The organism is Chitinophaga sp. SVR4-12A (assembly GCF_056754765.1).
In genome coordinates, this window is sequence record NZ_JBPGWP010000001.1 from 3,457,889 (window position 1) to 3,475,419 (window position 17,531).

At 48.7% G+C, this 17,531-nt stretch carries 13 protein-coding genes; 5 read left to right on the forward strand and 8 right to left on the reverse strand.

What is annotated here, in order from left to right:
* Positions 1-153: 153 nt before the first annotated feature.
* Complete coding sequence (locus tag ACR9Y8_RS14095) at positions 154-1,515, forward strand: glycosyl hydrolase family 18 protein (RefSeq protein WP_481213879.1); 1,362 nt, start codon at positions 154-156, stop codon at positions 1,513-1,515.
* 79 nt (positions 1,516-1,594) lie between these two features.
* Here the strand turns inward: ACR9Y8_RS14095 and ACR9Y8_RS14100 are convergent, their stop codons facing one another.
* The 6 genes from ACR9Y8_RS14100 to ACR9Y8_RS14125 all read right to left on the reverse strand — a co-directional run bounded on the left by ACR9Y8_RS14100 (position 1,595) and on the right by ACR9Y8_RS14125 (position 10,455).
* The gene (locus ACR9Y8_RS14100) at positions 1,595-2,545 is read right to left on the reverse strand and encodes a hypothetical protein (RefSeq protein ID WP_481213880.1); all 951 of its coding nucleotides are present in this window, start codon (positions 2,543-2,545) and stop codon (positions 1,595-1,597) included.
* 80 nt (positions 2,546-2,625) lie between these two features.
* A complete protein-coding gene (locus ACR9Y8_RS14105; protein ID WP_481213881.1) occupies positions 2,626-3,567 on the reverse strand; it encodes a hypothetical protein in 942 nt (313 codons plus the stop codon).
* Between the two features lie 44 nt (positions 3,568-3,611).
* Positions 3,612-5,648: a kojibiose hydrolase gene (locus ACR9Y8_RS14110; protein ID WP_481213882.1), complete on the reverse strand. Its 2,037-nt coding sequence runs from the start codon at positions 5,646-5,648 to the stop codon at positions 3,612-3,614.
* 111 nt (positions 5,649-5,759) lie between these two features.
* The gene (locus ACR9Y8_RS14115) at positions 5,760-7,973 is read right to left on the reverse strand and encodes a trypsin-like peptidase domain-containing protein (protein WP_481213883.1); all 2,214 of its coding nucleotides are present in this window, start codon (positions 7,971-7,973) and stop codon (positions 5,760-5,762) included.
* A 504-nt stretch (positions 7,974-8,477) separates the two neighbouring features.
* Complete coding sequence (locus ACR9Y8_RS14120) at positions 8,478-9,389, reverse strand: hypothetical protein (RefSeq protein ID WP_481213884.1); 912 nt, start codon at positions 9,387-9,389, stop codon at positions 8,478-8,480.
* 73 nt (positions 9,390-9,462) lie between these two features.
* Complete coding sequence (locus tag ACR9Y8_RS14125; RefSeq protein ID WP_481213885.1) at positions 9,463-10,455, reverse strand: tetratricopeptide repeat protein; 993 nt, start codon at positions 10,453-10,455, stop codon at positions 9,463-9,465.
* Positions 10,456-10,871: 416 nt separating this feature from the next.
* Between ACR9Y8_RS14125 and tig the strand changes: the two genes are divergently transcribed.
* The 4 genes from tig to ACR9Y8_RS14145 all read left to right on the forward strand — a co-directional run bounded on the left by tig (position 10,872) and on the right by ACR9Y8_RS14145 (position 14,512).
* Positions 10,872-12,257 carry a trigger factor gene (gene tig, locus ACR9Y8_RS14130; protein WP_481213886.1) on the forward strand — a complete coding sequence of 462 codons (1,386 nt, stop codon included), beginning with the start codon at positions 10,872-10,874 and terminating at the stop codon, positions 12,255-12,257.
* On the forward strand, positions 12,247-12,948 hold the full coding sequence (gene clpP / locus ACR9Y8_RS14135) for an ATP-dependent Clp endopeptidase proteolytic subunit ClpP (protein WP_298740742.1): 702 nt from the start codon (positions 12,247-12,249) through the stop codon (positions 12,946-12,948). Before tig ends, clpP begins: the two co-directional genes overlap by 11 nt.
* A gap of 126 nt (positions 12,949-13,074) precedes the next feature.
* A complete protein-coding gene (gene clpX / locus ACR9Y8_RS14140; RefSeq protein WP_481213887.1) occupies positions 13,075-14,307 on the forward strand; it encodes an ATP-dependent Clp protease ATP-binding subunit ClpX in 1,233 nt (410 codons plus the stop codon).
* A 1-nt stretch (position 14,308) separates the two neighbouring features.
* Positions 14,309-14,512, forward strand: a complete 204-nt coding sequence (locus tag ACR9Y8_RS14145; RefSeq protein WP_481213888.1) for a hypothetical protein — start codon at positions 14,309-14,311, stop codon at positions 14,510-14,512.
* A gap of 98 nt (positions 14,513-14,610) precedes the next feature.
* Here ACR9Y8_RS14145 and ACR9Y8_RS14150 read toward each other — a convergent pair whose 3' ends face one another.
* A complete protein-coding gene (locus tag ACR9Y8_RS14150; RefSeq protein WP_481213889.1) occupies positions 14,611-15,483 on the reverse strand; it encodes a c-type cytochrome in 873 nt (290 codons plus the stop codon).
* A 319-nt stretch (positions 15,484-15,802) separates the two neighbouring features.
* Positions 15,803-17,434, reverse strand: coding sequence for an NADP-dependent glyceraldehyde-3-phosphate dehydrogenase (locus ACR9Y8_RS14155; protein WP_481213890.1), 1,632 nt, complete (start codon positions 17,432-17,434; stop codon positions 15,803-15,805).
* Positions 17,435-17,531: the final 97 nt, after the last annotated feature.

Genomic DNA, 17,531 nt, shown 5'->3' on the forward strand with positions numbered 1-17,531 from the left:
GGCCTCCTCAGTTGGAACTATAAGTTAAAAAGGTCGCAAAATGCGGCCTTTTTTGTTTTATCTTACTATTGCACTAATCTTGCCTTCCCCTTATACTGTTCTTATTTTTTTGATTGTACGAAAAACAATTATTCCACACCCAAAAACAATGTTATGAAAATCCAGTATTATTCGCTCGTAATATCCATCGTTCTACTGGGAGCGCTTAACTCCTGTACAAAAAAAGAGCAGACTATCCCATCTAAGGAGGAATCAGCCTTGCAGGGAAGAACGCCCCATACCGAGGCTTTACCACCGGTAGGGCAAAATAAAGTGGCTTACTATGCCTTTGACGCCACCCCGGTGAACCAGGGTATTCTTCCCCTTACCACTTTTACAGACAAAGCCAATATTGTAGTTGTTTTTGAAGGCACCTTATGGGAACTGGCTGATACCGTACATTACAATACGGGCTGGATGCAAAATGCCTACTATAAGAATAAAAAGCAGATCCTGACCGACATTCAGACACTGCGTTCACGGGGGGTAAAAGTATTGATGAATGTGGATGACGCCGCCTCATGGAGCACTGCTACGCCGTTTACCACCTACAACGGCACGGCTTACAACTATGTACAATTCGCCTCCTTTATTAATGATTGTGTCAATACCGTAGGATTTGACGGTATTTCCCTGGATGTAGAGCACGGGGCTACTGATAATACCAACTATCGGAACCTTATCAAAGAGCTGGGAAAATACTTTGGGCCCTTATCTTCAAGCCCTAATGATAAGATCTATACAGGCGCATTTTATTCCGGCGGAGCGCCAGGCCCCATCTTTAGGGAAACATCGCTCAGCCAGTACCTGAACTTTGTAATGGACATGGCGTATTTCAGCGACAACACCAGCCGGTTCAATTACTGGGCCGCTACGCTTGGGAACTCAAAAGTAATGGATGGCATGTCGTATCAATACAACAGCCTGAGTTCCGCGATAGCGCATGCACAGTGGCATCCTACGCCCGATAAGGCGGGGATCATGGTATTTGCCGGGAATGTGAACAAAGCCTATACCGATGCTATATTCGATGCATTAAGCAGCGGTACCGGCGGGTCACCGGATATTACCAACAATGGAGGAACGATATCAGCGCAGTACAACGACTCACCATCCGGAGAAGATATTACCAAATTGATTGACAACAGCACCAGCACCAAATACCTGACCTCTCATTCAGCTGCATGGATGCGGTTTCAGGCCAACAGTGCAGCTGTTGTGAAAAGCTATACGCTCACTTCCGCTAATGATGTGCCCAGCAGGGACCCGAAGAACTGGACACTACAGGGATCTAATAATGGCAGCACCTGGACCACCCTGGATACACGTACCAATCAAAGCTTTGCCAGCAGGTTTTTGAAGAAGACCTATACCTTCACCAATACTACTTCGTATACTTACTATCGTCTGAATGTAAGCGCAGTGCAGAGCGGCTCTGTTATGCAGCTCTCTGAATGGGAACTGCTAACGAATTGATGAATCTTTCATTAACAGGTAAGGGTAGGCAGATGCTTCAAAAGGGTTGTAAATTCAATATTTACAGCCCTTTTGCATATTAAAAGATCACAATAGCCAAGAGGGCAACCAGCCCAACGCTAACAAGTGTTGATCCGACAGCGTAATATGTAGATACCCTTATGGCTTTCCTTTCTTTTAAAAGCCATTTTTTTGCTTCATTATGCCCTTCAATCTTCATTAAGCCAGCGAATGCATGTTTATTATAGGCTCCGTAGCTAAGGATCACTGCTCTGTGTTTGGGTAAGTCCTCTGCAAGCCGAAAGAAATATTCGGGCCGTTGCAGCGCCACCGTATCAATCACTGTTCCATAGTATGTACCGCCGTACACATATACAGCGGGCAGCCGGGCCAGGCTATCTTTTAAAACAGTGTAGTCCCAGGAGCTAAAGTTTTCGAGCATATCATTTGTCAACCTGACGTATCTCTCCTGTGCGGCGCTGATGCTATCACTCATTTCTCCAATTCTTTTATCCACCAATGCCCTGAATTGCAGATAGGGCATGCTCTTTTCACTATCCGGGAGCGCGTGCCACCTGGCATAAGTATCCCTGTTGTCGAAGTAGCTCAAAGGGTACCGCTGATTCAGTCTATTGTACATCATAAAATAGCTGCCACGCTGCCAGGCTTCGTTCAGGCGATAATTTACAAGGTTTGTATCGCTGTCTGTATTGAGCCGGAACTTCCTGTTTTTCCCAGACACAGGCAGCAGGTACAACCTGTCTTTCTCCCGGATGATCCGGAAAGATCTGCCGCTATAGGAGCTGTCAGGCTGTTTTCGCAATGTATCTGTCGTGGTGATAGCCAGGCCTACCGACCCGCGACCCCAAAGATATTCTATAGTATAGACCATTGCGGCAGTGTCTTGCAGGTCAACATAATAAGGATGCGCTTTGCTGCCTGCTTCGAACAGCCGGCGGCCAGGGTCTCTTTGTGCGCAGGCAAGCTGGCAGTGCGCAAACAGCAGGATAGTTACAAACAAATGTTTCATACAGGCATAAAAGATGCTGCCGGGTGAAACTTTCCATACAAAAAATGTGAAAATATTTTCTGATATGCAAATGGCAGCTGCTACCTATAGGATTCGGCCTTTAACCAGAGACATAATGCACCGACAAGCAGCCCTGGTACAAACAAAACACGTCTCATTCGTTTTGCGGACCTCCTTTTCTTTAAGAAATCCTTTTTTGTTTCGTCATGGCCCTCAACGTTTGCTAAGCCGGAGAATGATCGTTTGTCAAAAAACTCGTTATGAAAGATCCAGGATCTGTGTTGGGGCAGATCTTCTGCAAGCCGGAAGAAATATTCGGGCCGTTGCAAGGCCACCGTATCGATCACGGTTTCATAGTATTTGCTTTTGCTATCCCGTTCATCAGGCAGCTGGATCAGGCTGTCTTTCAAAGCAGCGTAATCCAATGAGTGGATATTCTCAACAATATAGTTTGTAAGCCTGGCATATTTTTCCTGCGTAGCGCTGATACTATCGCTCATCTTTTTAAATCTCTTGTCGGCCAATACGCTGAATTGTAGATAGGGCATGTTCTTTTCATTATCCGGAAGCGAGCTCCATGCAGCGTAAGCATTCCCGCGATCAAAGGAAGTCAGGGGATAGAGCAGGTTCAATCTTTGGCACATCCTAAAATAGCTGTTAAGGTACCTGGCATTATTCAGACGATTGTTCACACGACTGGTATCCCTGGCTGCATTGAGCTGGAACTTCCTGTTTTTTCCAGACGTCCGCAGCAGGAAAAGCCTGTCTTCCGCCCGGGTGATCCGGAAATAGGCGCCGCTGTAGGAGCCGTCCGGCTGCATTTGCAATGTATCTGCCCTGACGATACCATCAACCACTTCTTCATCATCCCAATAAAATCCCATGGCAAAGACCCTCGCGGCTGAGTCCTGGAGGTCAACATAATAACCGTGTGCTTCGAGTAGCCGGTGGCGTTGATCTGTTTGTCCCCAAACAGCGAGGTGGTGTACAAACAGCAGGATGGTAATAAGTAAATATTTCATAGAGGGATAAAAGATACTGTTAAAATAGGTTTTTTTATGATATGCTATTTACCTTCCCGGCTATACGTTTTCTGTTCGGCCCCTATACCGGTGATTGTTAACTTTTTCCAGTTTGCAGGCAAGGATGATTTAACCTGGATAATTCCTTTGGGCGTAATTTCCAGGCCGCCGAAACCCATTAATACCGCCTGGAGTATGCCACCGGCGCCGGTGGCAAAATAAGGATTTGTGCCGCCTTTGGTTTCTGCAATTACACGGAAGGGCGGGTTTAAGTTGGGCAAATAAGCGTCTTTAAACCAATGGTATGCTTTGCTGGTATCTCCCAAACGGGCATACAGTAAAGTAAACACGGCTTGGGTCATGGCGGGAGTGCCTTCATTGGGCACTCTTGTTTCATAGTATTCCAGGTCTTTTTTAACCTGCGCTATATCTGTGATTTCTTTCAGGGGATAGGCGAGCAGATTGGCATCAGCCTGTTTGATGCCTTCGCCATGATAAGCTGCATGTTCCTGCGTAACACCGTCTGCCATTTTCAAAATGGGAATGTTATTGGCAACGTGCATCCAATCAGGGTTAGGGCTAAGGCCCAGGATCTTTGCCGCCTGTGTGGCATATTGTAAATTGGCTTTTGCGGCAGCGTTGGTAAAGGCGTTGTTGTCTACGTTCTCTGCCCATTCATCTGCTGCTACTACATTTTTAATATCGTAGTGGCCGGGGCCGTTTCTTTCCACGCGGCTTGTCCAGAAATCGGCGGTGGCAGCAAGCATGGGATAACCTTTCTCCTGCAGCCATTGTTTGTCTTGTGTTACCGCGTAGTAATTCCAGGCAGCCATGGCGACATCCGCGGTGATATGATGTTCAAAAGGGCCGCTCAATGCCCACACAGGTGTTTCTTCTGCGCCGCTTTCTGCGCTCTCCCAGGGATACATCGCGCCTTTGAATCCATTGGCAAATGCATTTCTCCGCGCGGCATCCAGTCTTTGGAAACGATATTCCATCATGCTTTTCGCAAGTTCAGGATGGAGCACGAGCAAAGCAGGGTACATCCATAATTCCGCGTCCCAGAAAACGTGACCGTTATAACCCAATCCGCTTAAGCCCATTGGAGAAGGAGAATAGGCGGTGCCTTCGCGGACGAAAGAATAGAGATGATACATCATGCTATGCACATCCTGCTGTGCCTGTGCGTCGCCATCAATGATAATATCGCTTTTCCAGAGGCTATCCCAGGCCTGCTGGTGGAATTTCAGGAGGCGGTCGCGGCCTTCGAGCTTCGCGTATATGGTTAAACGTTCTGCTTCGTTCAGTGGATCATCATGGTGAGCGGAAGTGATAGAAGAGCCGGCAATTGAAAAACGGTAGGTCTCTCCTGCTTTGATATTCTTTGAGAACTTCATCAGGTGCATGCTGTTATCCCACATTTCATGGATCACGCGGGGTTCCTGCCCGTGTGGCTCGCTGAATAAAAATGTATTGGATGCACACATGAGTAGTTTCCCGGTGGGCGATTTAGCGGAAGAAGTGAGTAAGCTGATCACCACATGCGGGCGGTCTATTTCGTTGTAATAATTCTGTACGTCTTTCAAGGCGTCAGGGGCTTCCATTACACTGGCGCTGTTGATGGCGATGTCTTTTTTTGCGGTGATGTTTACATCCATCAGGACGGTGTAAGGTAATTGGCGCAATGAATAATAGGTGTAGGTAATGGTGGCTTTATCTCCGTAATCAAAGGAGGTGGTGAAGGCGGCGTGGCGCATGTCAAGTTCCTGCTTAAAGCTGGTAATGGCTTTGGCATCGATGTCGTGACCGTCAATGCCGAGACGCATGTTCAGCAGGTTGAAGCTGCGGAGGAAATTGCTGACGCGGCCGCGGCCGTGGAGATCATAAGCTCCGGCGAGGACTACGTCTTTTACTTTGAAGGGCTCCGGGGAGGAGACGATGCCGATCATGCCGTTGGCGACGGTAATGCCGTAGTAGTTGGATGGGTTGATCTGGGTAGTGGTGATTTTCCAGGGATCCTGGGAGAAGGAGGCATTGGAGAGAAAGGTGAGGAAGATGAGAATGATGCGTGTGTTTTTCATGATGGCAGTCGTTGATCATAAAAGTAATATACGATATTTCACTCTTACATGAAGATGCGCCCTTTCTCGTCTGAAAAAGGGCGCATCCATCCGGTAAATGACCAAGCTTTCCTACTCAATTAAAATATGCCTGGACTCTTTATACTTTCCATACTCTATTCTTAGTATGTACTGTCCAGGTGTAAGGCCCTGTACATTCAGCACAGCGGTATTAGCGCCCTTTTCACTTTTGCCTTGCCTTACGAGGTTACTGGTATTGAATTCATATAGCTTTGCAGTAAATGAAGCGTCATTCTTCCCTGTCATATGCGACCTCATCACGTTGTTATCACTTTTTGCAGTTACGGTCAAGCTGGTTTTTACAGGATTAGGTCCGACAGTGAAGAGCCCCGCGCCGGTGGCATTGGCGCCTACTCCATAAAAGTAGAACTGGTTAAGTACGGTACCACAAGGACTGGTGGCCGTAACATCAAAACCTGCATAGTTGCCGGTAGACAGGTAGAGGTTCAGGATCGTTCTTTCACCCGCGGGAATGCTGGAGAAACCGGCGGTGCCTGCAATCAGTTTAAAACTAATAGATGTTGCTCCCGGATAGTAGAAATCAATATCCGCATATTCCAGGTTGATATCATTGTCTGTATATAATGTTTTAGGATCATACCCGTTTTGCCGGATGGTTCCTGTTATCACATTATCCAGGATGGTCAGGTCTTTTTGAAGAGTCAGGGTCCTGCCGTCCCCCGATCCTTTTGAATCGTTGATCACTACGCGGATCCAGCCCGCACCGGCGGTGTTTTTTGTGATAGTGATGACGTTTGTTGACTGTCCGCTGTTGATAATGATATTGGAAGAAGCGGTCCATGCAAAAGTACATCCTGTAAGGTTTGGAACGGAATAGGTACCTGTGCAACCCAGCGCGCTGTTGCCTTTGATCGCAAGGCCAAACAGCGGGAGGGCATTCATAGCCGACAGGTTCTGCGAAGGAGACAACCAGGATTGCATGTTGCCATAGGATCTTTCCAGCTTGCCATAGCGGTCGCTGAAATCTGTCCAATTGCAGCTGCTCCAGCCACCTTTCAATTGACCAACTACCTGGTTTTCTCCGTTAAACAAGGCACTGCCTGAAGAACCGGGCGCTACCACCCCGTTGCTATAAAAGGCTTGCCAGTAATTGCTGTTGAAAAGATAGGTCCTGACATTGCGGGTGGATGTATAGCGCATATCTTCCCCACTGGGATGATGAATAATAAATGATTTATCATTGGGAGGAGAGCCACTGTTCCTGTTCCAGCCAGCGTAGGTAACGCCATCCCCAACGCCGGGAGGATTGGTTAGTTCCAGCAGTACCATATCTGATTCCCGCCTTTGAGCGCGGAGCACTGCTCCCATGAACCTAAGCGCTTTTGCGTTACTGCTTCCGGTACATCCATTCCTCCAGAACTGGAAGTCGAAATCTGCAACTGACAGCGCGCTTATTTCATTTGCATCCAGGTTTTTATCGTCATTGGCATCAATACAATGATAAGCTGTAAGAAAGAGCGCCCGGCCATTATTCTGCTCGTTGTTAAGCAGGGTACCGGAGCACGCTGCCAGTTTGTTGCCCCGTGGTATTGTTATACGGGCCACTGCTCTTGCTGTTTCCATCTTGTCGGGGTAGCATACCACTGAAGGAATGCAATTGATCGTTGCCCCGAAAATGCTCACCCCTTCTGATAATGCCAGGGCAGCTCCACCACCGCCCACCTCACCAATGCTGCTGTAGCCCAAAGCCAGCTTATCGATGGCCAGGTTGCTCTGCATGGCGCCGTGGTTGCCAGACTCCACTACGTAAATAATGATGTCATTACTGCTGATGGGAGGGATGTTCAGTTTGGTAGCACCAGGGAATAATTTTTTAGTAATCACACCCTGCAGCACCGTCCTGGACTGATTGAAGATATACATCTTAGCGCTGTCAGAAAGCGCGAACTGGCTGAAATTAACGCCGATGCTTAAGGCATTGGGAACAGTGATACGTAATGTCCATACAATACCGGCGCTTGTGTTAGTGATGTTACCATCTGCTTTGGCTATCGTCGCCGGAATAAGATCTGCAAATGTATACGCTCCGTTCCCTTCCGTGGTAGTGTCTCCATCCACGGGCGTGGGGTTCTGCACAGGCGTTGAAGGTGTGTAAGAAAAAGTCTTTGTGTTAAAACTGGTGACCGATGAATACCCGGGGATCTTGGTGGCAAGATAGGCAGGGCTTGCTGATTCCACCACTATCTGGGCACGGGTTGTTAATACCCAAAGGCATAACAGGGATAGTAAAAGTAATGGTTTCATAATATAGGTTTAGGCATGAAGGGTTTTATAGGGTTTACATGCATGTATCCGTTTTGATAATGGGTTAAAGCTACAAGAATTCCGATTTGTATGTCTCATGATAAATGGACATAACAATTAGATAACAGTGAAGGCGTGTACAGGTTACCGGATCATTACCTGCAGGAAGCTGGTACCTGAAGTAAGGGCTTTGTAAGCGTATAGTAGGGGGTAAGTAGAACTAAGGGGTAATTGGACGTGAGGTGGACTTGATCAAGAGTTGAAGGCGAGTTGATGCGGGGAGGGATTTGAGGCGTGGACGGCAACATTCGGTGGACGGACACTCGTCCGCGTCAATGCGGGGAGCTGCGGAAGGGGAGCGCGTGGGGCGACGAAGCAATTTTTTAGTCCAATTTTCGTGGAAAAGATTGCTTCGTCGCCCCACGCACAAAAAGCTTAACCCCTCCTCGCAATGACGGAGGAGGAAGACCCTTGACGCTCGACTGATTGTGCTTGAGGATTGTGTTAGAAGATGGCTTCGTCGCGCTCGCCCGGTGGCCCTGCGGCGCCTCGTGCTGACGGGGATGGAGGCCCTTGGTTGTTGACGGAGGATGGAGACCCGTTTGCCGTTTGGGAGATTGCTTCGTCGCCCCCCGCACGGTCTCTATTGCTCCTGGCAATGACGGGGATGGATGACGGAATGGAAGCGTTACGGAAGGCAAAACGTTTACGCGTTGTTTTTGCTATGAGCGCGTCTGGTATGAGCACTTGGTCTATAGGTACTGCAAGATGGATAACATCGGCGGCTACGTAGCGGCGGTCGCAGGAAGGATATAAGACGCCGTTAGTAGCTTTGCAGGCGCGGCATTGCAAGGTAACCATTAGTACGCCTTCTCCTTCAGTAGGAACGCTTAAAGCCAGGCCGTTGAAAGGGATATCGGGGTTAAGGTCGATGATAGCGGTGGAAGATTCGGAGCTGAGCACACGTTGCGTACGGAAGTCGATCCGCGCGGCGATGAGGCGAACTTGCAGGTGTGTGTTGGCGCCTTGTGGCTCCAGTTCCTGGGCGGGGATATGGAGGGTACCGTTTACTGTGAATACGGGCGGAATAATGAATAGTTTTTCCAGTCCGGTGTGGCGGTTAAAATGGAAACCCTGGAGATCAGGAAAGTTGTTGCGGCCAGCTTGTATAAACAGCTTATTCAGGCGGTTCACCAGGCCATCGTCACGGCGTAGGCCAAGGTAAGGACGGAAGGCGGTGCGAATAAGCTTTCCTTTCCGGCTGGCAATGCCGAAGTTACGGGCAGCGCGCTTAGTGGCAGCTGTCTGTCTTACTTTGTCCGGCATGCTACGCAGGAAATATTTACCATTTCTGCGATAGCCTATGACGTTATCAAGTCTGCCGGTGAACTTGTGAATGCCGACTTGAAGGGCCATGATAAATGATTTTATATGAAAATACAGTAAACATTTTGATCATGGCGCAAGAGTAGCAATTTCTTGATTTAAATCAATTATTTGTGGCGGAAATGGCGGAATTGGCGGAAATGGCAGCGTTGCCGGATGCTTTGCACAATGTCTTTATCAGCTCATTTACTTCTGTGCCGTGGTATCTTGCAAAACCCAGGCTCAGTGCTTTCTGAAAGTCGGTACAGGCGTCACTGTTCCTTTTCAGGGCAGCGTATATGAGACCCCGGTTCTTAAAAGCGTAGGCATTTACGGGTAAAACGCTGATGGAGTTATTGATATCTTCCAGCGCTCCCTGGAGATCATTCAGCATGTACTTTATATAACCACGGTTGTTCAGCGCGTAGGCTTCACCGGGCTTAAAGGAGAGCAGCTTATTGCTGATATCAAGGGCTTTCTGGTATTCCCCCTGGTTGGAGTACAGACAGGCGAGGTTGCCATAGCCGCCTTCAAAGGTAGAGTCCAGCCGGATGGCTTTTTCCAGGCAGGCGATCGCCTCCTGTGGCTGGTCCATATGCGGGAGCAGTCCGCCCAGGTTTTCCAATGCACCGATGCAGTTGGGATTGTATTTGAGCGCTTCGCGGAAATCTGCCGCAGCGCCCTCATGGTCGTTTGAAAGTCTTTTGGCCACGGCCCGGTTCAGCAGGATCGTCTCTTTACAGGAAACGCTGTCGGTGTAGCGGAGGGCGCTATCGTAATTCCGGATGGCATCTTCAAAGTGTTCCAGCTCCACCTGCAGATCGGCCCGCCAGCCGTAGGCCTGCCAATAGCGCGGATCTGCGCTTAGGGAGAAAGTATAGTCCCGCAGGGCGCTTTCATAATCCTTCATTTCAGCGTAGGCATGTCCTCTCAGGGCATAGACTTCGGCATTTTTAGCATTAGTGGCGAGGATGCGGGAGTAGATGTTGATGGCCGCTCCGTAATTTCCGGCGTCAACGTATGCGGCAGCGCTGTCAATTCGGGAATCATGGTCCTGGGAACGGGCATAACAGATGGACGCGTACATCAATAGGGATATCAGGACTATTTTCTTCATGTGTTTGTTCTTAAAACAAAAGCATTTAGCACGGCAAGTTAGGAAATGGCGATGGAATGCGCAAGGGATAAATGATGAACGCAGCGCTGGTGAAGGATGGATGGAAAGGCGCTTATTGCGGGTGTACCCGGGCTCCCGGCCAAAATTTTGCAAACATTTTGCAAGCAAACTTCAGCTAAACGCACTATCTTCGCGCTTCTGAAAAGACTGTTATTTTTCTATAACTACTTGACAGAGAGATTTTTACCAGGGAGATTGCAAGGAACTGCAGGGATACTTTAACCGCCATAAAGGCGCCGGCTGACCAAGTTTATATCTTCCCCGCTGCCATTCCTTCGTGCCGCGTGACTTCATGGCAGAAAAAACAATTCAGGAACTATTATTGCACATACAGAACACTTTATTTAATAATTATTATGGCAACCGTTACCAGAGAAAACATTGGTTTATTGAACGATAAGATCACTGTGAAAGTGAGCCAGGAGGACTACCTTCCTAATTTTGACAAAGCAGTAAAACAATTCAGCAAAGCTGCTAATATTCCCGGTTTCCGTAAAGGAATGGTACCGGCTGGTATGGTTAAAAAGATGCACGGTCAGGCGCTGTTTGCTGATGAGGTACTGAAAACCGTGGAAAAAGAACTGTCTGGATACCTCCAGAACGAAAAGCTGGACATCTTCGCCCAGCCCCTGTCCCTCGAAACAACTTCCAAAAACCTGGACTTTAACAAACCCGAAGAATATGCCTTCGATTTTGAAGTGGGCCTGAAACCTTCTTTTGAAGTAACTCCCCTGGAATCCGGCAAAACCACCCTCACCCGCTATAAAATAAAGGCTACCGACGCTGAAGTGGACGAGGAAGTAAAGCGCATGCAGATCAAAGGCGGTAAAATGACCGACCCCGAAACCATTGATAACGAAGATAATGTGCTGAACGTGGTGTTCGAAGAAAGCGACGCTCAGGGCGATGTGATCGAAGGCGGTATCAAGAAAGACAATTCCCTACTGCTGAAATACTTCTCCGCTCCCCTGCAGGAACAGCTGAAGGGCAAGAAAGCAGGCGACACCGTAGTTTTCCAGCTGGCTCCCTCCTTTGACGCAGAAAGACTGGGCTGGATCCTGAAAGACCTGGGCTTTGACGAAAAAGACGAGGCTGCCGCCCAGAAATACTTCAAGCTGACCATTACTAAAGTAGGCCTCATTGAAAAGCGCGAGCTGAACGAAGAGTTCTTCAAAGAGATCTACCCGAACGAAAATATCACCACAGAGGAAGCTTTCAGGGCTAAACTGAAAGAAGAAATCGAGAAATACTGGGATTCCGAAAGCCGTAACCGCCTTCATAACGACCTGTTTGAAACGCTGGTACACGAAACTTCCATGGAACTGCCCAAAGATTTCCTGAAACGTTGGCTGCAGACCGGTGGCGAAAAACCTAAGACCGCCGAAGAAGCCGAAAAAGAATATCCGAACTTTGACCACCAGCTCCGCTGGACGCTTATAAGCGATAAACTGATCCGCGAAAATAAACTGGAAGTTTCCTTCGAGGAACTGAGAGAAGGCGCTAAACAGAAATTACTGGGCTATTACGGTGGCGCAGGCGCGGCCCTGGACGGCGCCGATTGGCTGGATAGCTACCTGGACCGCCTGATGCAGGATGAGAAATTCATCGACCAGACCTATCGCGAAATGGTGACCCAGAAACTGTTCGAGTGGGCAGAAACCAAGGTGGATCTTAAAGAAGAGGAAATAACAGCCGAAGAATTTGCTAAATTACCTCATAAACATCACCATCATGAACATTAATAACGAATTTAGAAAATATGCGATCCAGCATCGCGGAATCAGCAGCCTGGTAGTAGATAGCTATGCACGCCATCAGATCAACGCATTGACGCCCTACATCATTGAGGAGCGCCCGATGAACGTTGCTACCATGGACGTTTTTTCCCGCCTGATGATGGACCGGATCATATTCCTGGGCGACCCGATCAATGACTACGTAGCAAATGTGGTAACAGCACAGCTGCTGTTCCTGGAATCAACAGACCGCAACCGTGATGTACAGATGTATATCAACAGCCCTGGTGGTAGTGTGTATGCTGGTTTAGGTATCTATGACACCATGCAGATCATCGCCCCTGATGTAGCCACTATCTGTACAGGTATGGCTGCCTCTTTCGGTGCAGTGCTGCTGGTAGCAGGTGTAAAGGGCAAACGTACCGCCCTGAAACACGCCCGTGTAATGATCCACCAGCCCCACGGCGGCGCAGAAGGCCAGACATCCGATATCGAGATCACCGCCCGCGAATTCGTGAAGCTGAAGAAAGAACTGAACGAGATCATCGCTACCCATTGCGGTCAGCCGTTCAAAAAAGTGGAAAAAGACTCCGACCGTGACTACTGGATGACCGCCGATGAAGCCAAAGAATACGGCATTATCGACGACGTGCTGGACAGGAATCCGAGGAAGAAACAGGAAAACACGCCGCAGTAAGCTCATAATCAGAAAGGAGAAACGGAGGAAGGGCGACCGCCTTTGCTCCGTTTCTCCTTTTTTCTGTTTTTCCTATTTTACCTAACTTTGTAAGCTTAGCTGCGAAATAAATAAACTACATCACGGATGAAAGAATCCAAAATACGTTGTTCCTTCTGCAACCGCTCCAAAGATGAGGTGCAGATACTGATTGCCGGTGCGGAAGGCCATATTTGTGAGAATTGTGTCGCGAACGCCCAGGAGATCATCGAACAGGAGCTGTTCCAGCATAATAAAAAGGCGCCCTCTCACTTTGTACCCAAAGTGGCGAAGCCGGTAGAAATCAAGAAATTCCTGGACGAATATGTGATCGGACAGGATGACGCGAAAAAAATACTGGCCGTAGCGGTATATAATCACTACAAACGTCTTAACCAGCAGATCGGCGAAGATGAGGTGGAAATAGAGAAATCCAACATCATTATGGTGGGCGAAACCGGTACCGGTAAAACCCTCCTGGCTAAATCCATCGCCAAGCTGCTGAACGTACCTTTCACGATCGTGGATGCCACCGTATTCACGGAAGCAGGCTACGTAGGGGAAGATGTGGAAAGCATCCTGACCCGCCTGCTGCAGGTGTGCAACTATGACGTAGAAGCTGCCGAAAGAGGCATTGTATATATCGATGAGATCGATAAGATTGCCCGTAAAAGCGATAATCCTTCCATTACCCGCGATGTGAGCGGCGAAGGCGTACAGCAAGGCCTGCTGAAACTGCTGGAAGGTACCGAAGTGCTGGTGCCCCCGCAAGGCGGACGTAAGCACCCGGAACAAAAGCTGATCAAGGTAAATACGCAGAACATCCTGTTTATTTGCGGCGGCGCTTTTGACGGCGTGGATAAGATCATCAGCAGAAGGGTGCAAACACATTCCATCGGCTTTACCGTAGACAAAGAGAGAGAAGAAGAGACCAAAAAGCACATCCTGCGCTATGTGAACAGCCAGGACCTGAAGTCTTTCGGTCTCATCCCTGAGCTGCTGGGCCGTCTGCCGGTGGTGACCTACCTGAACTCCCTTGACAGGGACGCGCTGAAGGCCATCCTCACCGAACCCAAGAACGCACTCATCAAACAATACAAGAAACTGTTCAAGGTAGAAGGCATTGACCTGACCGTGGACGAAGCTGCAGTGGACTATATCGTGGACAAAGCCATGGAGTTCAAACTGGGCGCCCGCGGCCTCCGTTCCATCTGCGAGGTGGTAATGAGCGACGCGATGTTCCACCTGCCGTCTACCAGCGAAAAGGTATTCTTGCTCACCAAGTCATATGCCCAGGAAAGACTGGAGCAGTCAACACTTGTGAAACTGAAAGTAGCTTAATATGCAGGAACTCATTCAACAACTCCAGGAGAAAGCAGGGCTTAACACAGAGCAGGCTGCCAAAGCGATCGAGGTGATGAGAGATTTTGTGAAGAGCAAAGTGCCGCCCTTTATAGGCGATACCGTTGATAAATGGTTTGCTGGTATGGGCAGCCCCGCTAAAGAGAAAGAAGCAGAGCAGAACGATGATTTCCTGGACGGGTAATAAAATAAAAAGTAAAAAATAAAAAAGAAAAAGACGCGAAAATCCTCGCGTCTTTTTTCTTTTTGGCTTTTGTAATTTCCACTTTACATTCCACTCCACTACAGGCTTCTCAGATAAAGGTATAGCGCTTGTAATTCTTGCTCCGTGTACTGGGCCGTCATCTTCCAGGGCATGTCATCATTGTTCAGCTGCTTGCCTTCCGGCGTTTTGCCGGTGCGCAGCGTAGAGACAAACTGCTCGGGGGTCCAGCTTCCTACATGCCCTTTGCCCGTAATATCTGCTACCGGTGTTTTGCCTGGTACCGGGTTATCGCCTCCCCGCAGATCGTGGTGATGACAACCGGTGCAGGAGGTGGAGAGATACTTGCCATATGCCACTGATACCTCCTGCTTAACCACTGCCGGGGCCTGGTAATGGTGATCCACCTTTTCTGCGGGCACCAGCGGCAGCTTACCTAAAGCCGATAGTACACGTCCCAGGGGCCCGATCTTTATGGAAGGCGGTTCATTATCCACCGGCGGCTGCGCCTTACACCAGGCAATGATGCTGGCTACGTCATAATCTGCCAGTCCATTGAACTGGTAAGAAGGCATCACGATCAAAGATTTTCCATCGGGTTTCAATGCATGCCGCAGGGCCAGAAGCCAGGCTTTATCGTCAAAATCAGCCGGCAGGCCACCCTTGCCCCTGGTAAGGTTAGCACCACTGAAACGCCCAATCATAGGGTCGTCTACAAATACTCTTCCGGCCAGGTTGCTGCCATGACACTCTGCACATCCTTTCAAGGTGTAGAGCCGTGCGCCGTAAGCCAGCATGGATGAATCGGCGCGGAGCGATATAGGCTTTACCGTTACCGCATATTGTTTGTTTAAACGCCCGGATACATTCATCCAGGCAATGAGATAGGCAATTAACAACAGTACCAGGATCGCACACACAACAATGCCCGTCCACTTTAATACTTTTCGCATGGGGTTAAATTATTTCACGCAAAAATATAAGGCAGGCCTGCGATGTTTATCAGTAGAACTACGGAATTATAAAAAGGAGTATTTGTACGGGGCACAAAGAAAAAGCATCCCGATTGAGACCGGGATGCTTTTTAGATTGCGTAAAAGTGTTTCAATCTTGTGTTTTGGGTTTAGGTTGATAAAAGGTAAAGAGTGATTGACTTAACCCAAATTTAACATTCCTTTTTCAAACTTCCATCACACAAAAGGGTTAATATTCATTTTTTTGTCAAAACCCATAAATGGTCACACAGTATGTATTTTTTTACATTATGCGTGATTAGAATATATACTTAGTTGAAAGGAAATTGGATGTTTGGTCGCTCACGATCTTATTGATGAGCGCTTTGTTCTCGTCCGTTTGTTTGGTGGCTACCATAGAACGGATAGAAAATGCCCTTAAAGCATCCGGAACGCTTAAAGTAGCCTCTGCGCTGTCCTTACGGCCGGTGAAGGGGAAGGTGTCCGGACCCCGCTGACACTGGCAGTTAATGTTCACACGGCTTACCTGGTTCACCAGCGGATCTATCAGCGAAGCCAGTTCTGATGCGTTATTGGTGAAGAGGCTCACCTGTTGTCCATGCTCGGAATGGATGAGGTACTCTATCGGTGTATTGATATCATCGAAAGGCAGCACGGGGATCACTGGTCCGAACTGTTCTTCGCTGTACAGCTTCATCCGCTCATTTACGGGATATACGATCGCGGGGAATACCATTGACTCATACGCATCGCCGCCATGCGGATTCACCACGGCAGCGCCATTGGCGATGGCATCTTCTATACATGCTTTCAGGTAGCCGGGCTTCTGCGGCTCAGGCAGGGGCGTAAGGAACACATCCTTCTCCCAGGGCATCCCTATTTTCAGCTTGCCTACCGCTTCGCTTAATTTGTCGAGAAAGCTTTGTGCAATGCGGCGGTGAACAAAGATGATCTTGATCGCGGTACAACGCTGACCATTAAACGATAATGAGCCCAGCACACATTCTTTTACGGCCAGGTCTATATCTGCCTTATCTGTGATGATGGCGGCGTTCTTGGCGTCGAGGCCCAGGATAGCGCGCAGGCGGTTCACCTTGGGGTGCATCTTCTTCAGCTGGTTGGCCACCTTGCTGGAACCGATCAGGGTGAGGACATTGATCTTGCCGGATTCCATGAGGGGCTGAACAATTACATTACCACGGCCGTAGATGGTATTGACAACGCCCTTGGAGAAGCAGCTGCGGAATGCTTCGAGCAGGGGGTAATGCAATAAGGTACCGTGCTTGGGAGGTTTGAAAAGGATGGTGTTACCCATGATCAGCGCGGGTATCAGTGTGGTAAAGGTTTCGTTCAGCGGGTAGTTGAAAGGCCCCATACACAATACTACGCCCAGGGGGGAACGACGGATCTGGCCGATGATGCCCTGCTGGATCTCGAAGCGGGATGAGTTGCGGTCAAGATCTTTCAGTGCGTCTATAGTGGCGTGGATATATTCTACCGTACGGTCAAATTCCTTCACGGAATCAGTGTAGGATTTTCCTATTTCCCACATGATGAGCTTTACTACTTCCTGCTTGCGCTCGATCATTTTGCCGGTGAATTTCTCTACACAGGCGATCCTTTCGGACACCGGCATGGTGGGCCATTCGCCACGGCCGTCGTCGTAAGCGGCCAGGGCATCATCCAGCGAAGCCATTGCTTCTGCTGCGCTGCATAGCGGATATGATCCGATCACTTTTCGTTCCAGTCCGTTGGCTGTTCTGATACCGATGGGGGATACTACGGTGTGCACGTCTCCGTTCCAGGGCCTCATTTCACCACCGGAAAGGTATTCACGCTGATGGATCTCCGCTGGCAGACGATACTCGGCTGGCACTGCCGCTTCCGTTTCAGGAAACAGTTTTTCTAATTGTTCTGCAAAGGCTGTCATAATAATGAACAATGAATAATGAATAATTAATAATCGCGTAGTGGAGTTCTTTCATAACAGTAGCATCTCGACCAGGCTGATTAGTTTCCAATAAAGT

Bases quoted from the DNA above. Each gene is read 5' to 3' on its own strand.
- ACR9Y8_RS14110 (WP_481213882.1), bottom strand. From the start codon at position 5,648: ATGAAAAACACACGCATCATTCTCATCTTCCTCACCTTTCTCTCCAAT.
- ACR9Y8_RS14100 (WP_481213880.1), bottom strand. From the start codon at position 2,545: ATGAAACATTTGTTTGTAACTATCCTGCTGTTTGCGCACTGCCAGCTT.
- tig (WP_481213886.1), top strand. From the start codon at position 10,872: ATGGCAACCGTTACCAGAGAAAACATTGGTTTATTGAACGATAAGATC.
- clpX (WP_481213887.1), top strand. From the start codon at position 13,075: ATGAAAGAATCCAAAATACGTTGTTCCTTCTGCAACCGCTCCAAAGAT.
- ACR9Y8_RS14155 (WP_481213890.1), bottom strand. From the start codon at position 17,434: ATGACAGCCTTTGCAGAACAATTAGAAAAACTGTTTCCTGAAACGGAA.
- ACR9Y8_RS14125 (WP_481213885.1), bottom strand. From the start codon at position 10,455: ATGAAGAAAATAGTCCTGATATCCCTATTGATGTACGCGTCCATCTGT.
- ACR9Y8_RS14105 (WP_481213881.1), bottom strand. From the start codon at position 3,567: ATGAAATATTTACTTATTACCATCCTGCTGTTTGTACACCACCTCGCT.
- ACR9Y8_RS14145 (WP_481213888.1), top strand. From the start codon at position 14,309: ATGCAGGAACTCATTCAACAACTCCAGGAGAAAGCAGGGCTTAACACA.
- ACR9Y8_RS14120 (WP_481213884.1), bottom strand. From the start codon at position 9,389: ATGGCCCTTCAAGTCGGCATTCACAAGTTCACCGGCAGACTTGATAAC.
- ACR9Y8_RS14115 (WP_481213883.1), bottom strand. From the start codon at position 7,973: ATGAAACCATTACTTTTACTATCCCTGTTATGCCTTTGGGTATTAACA.
- ACR9Y8_RS14150 (WP_481213889.1), bottom strand. From the start codon at position 15,483: ATGCGAAAAGTATTAAAGTGGACGGGCATTGTTGTGTGTGCGATCCTG.
- ACR9Y8_RS14095 (WP_481213879.1), top strand. From the start codon at position 154: ATGAAAATCCAGTATTATTCGCTCGTAATATCCATCGTTCTACTGGGA.
- clpP (WP_298740742.1), top strand. From the start codon at position 12,247: ATGAACATTAATAACGAATTTAGAAAATATGCGATCCAGCATCGCGGA.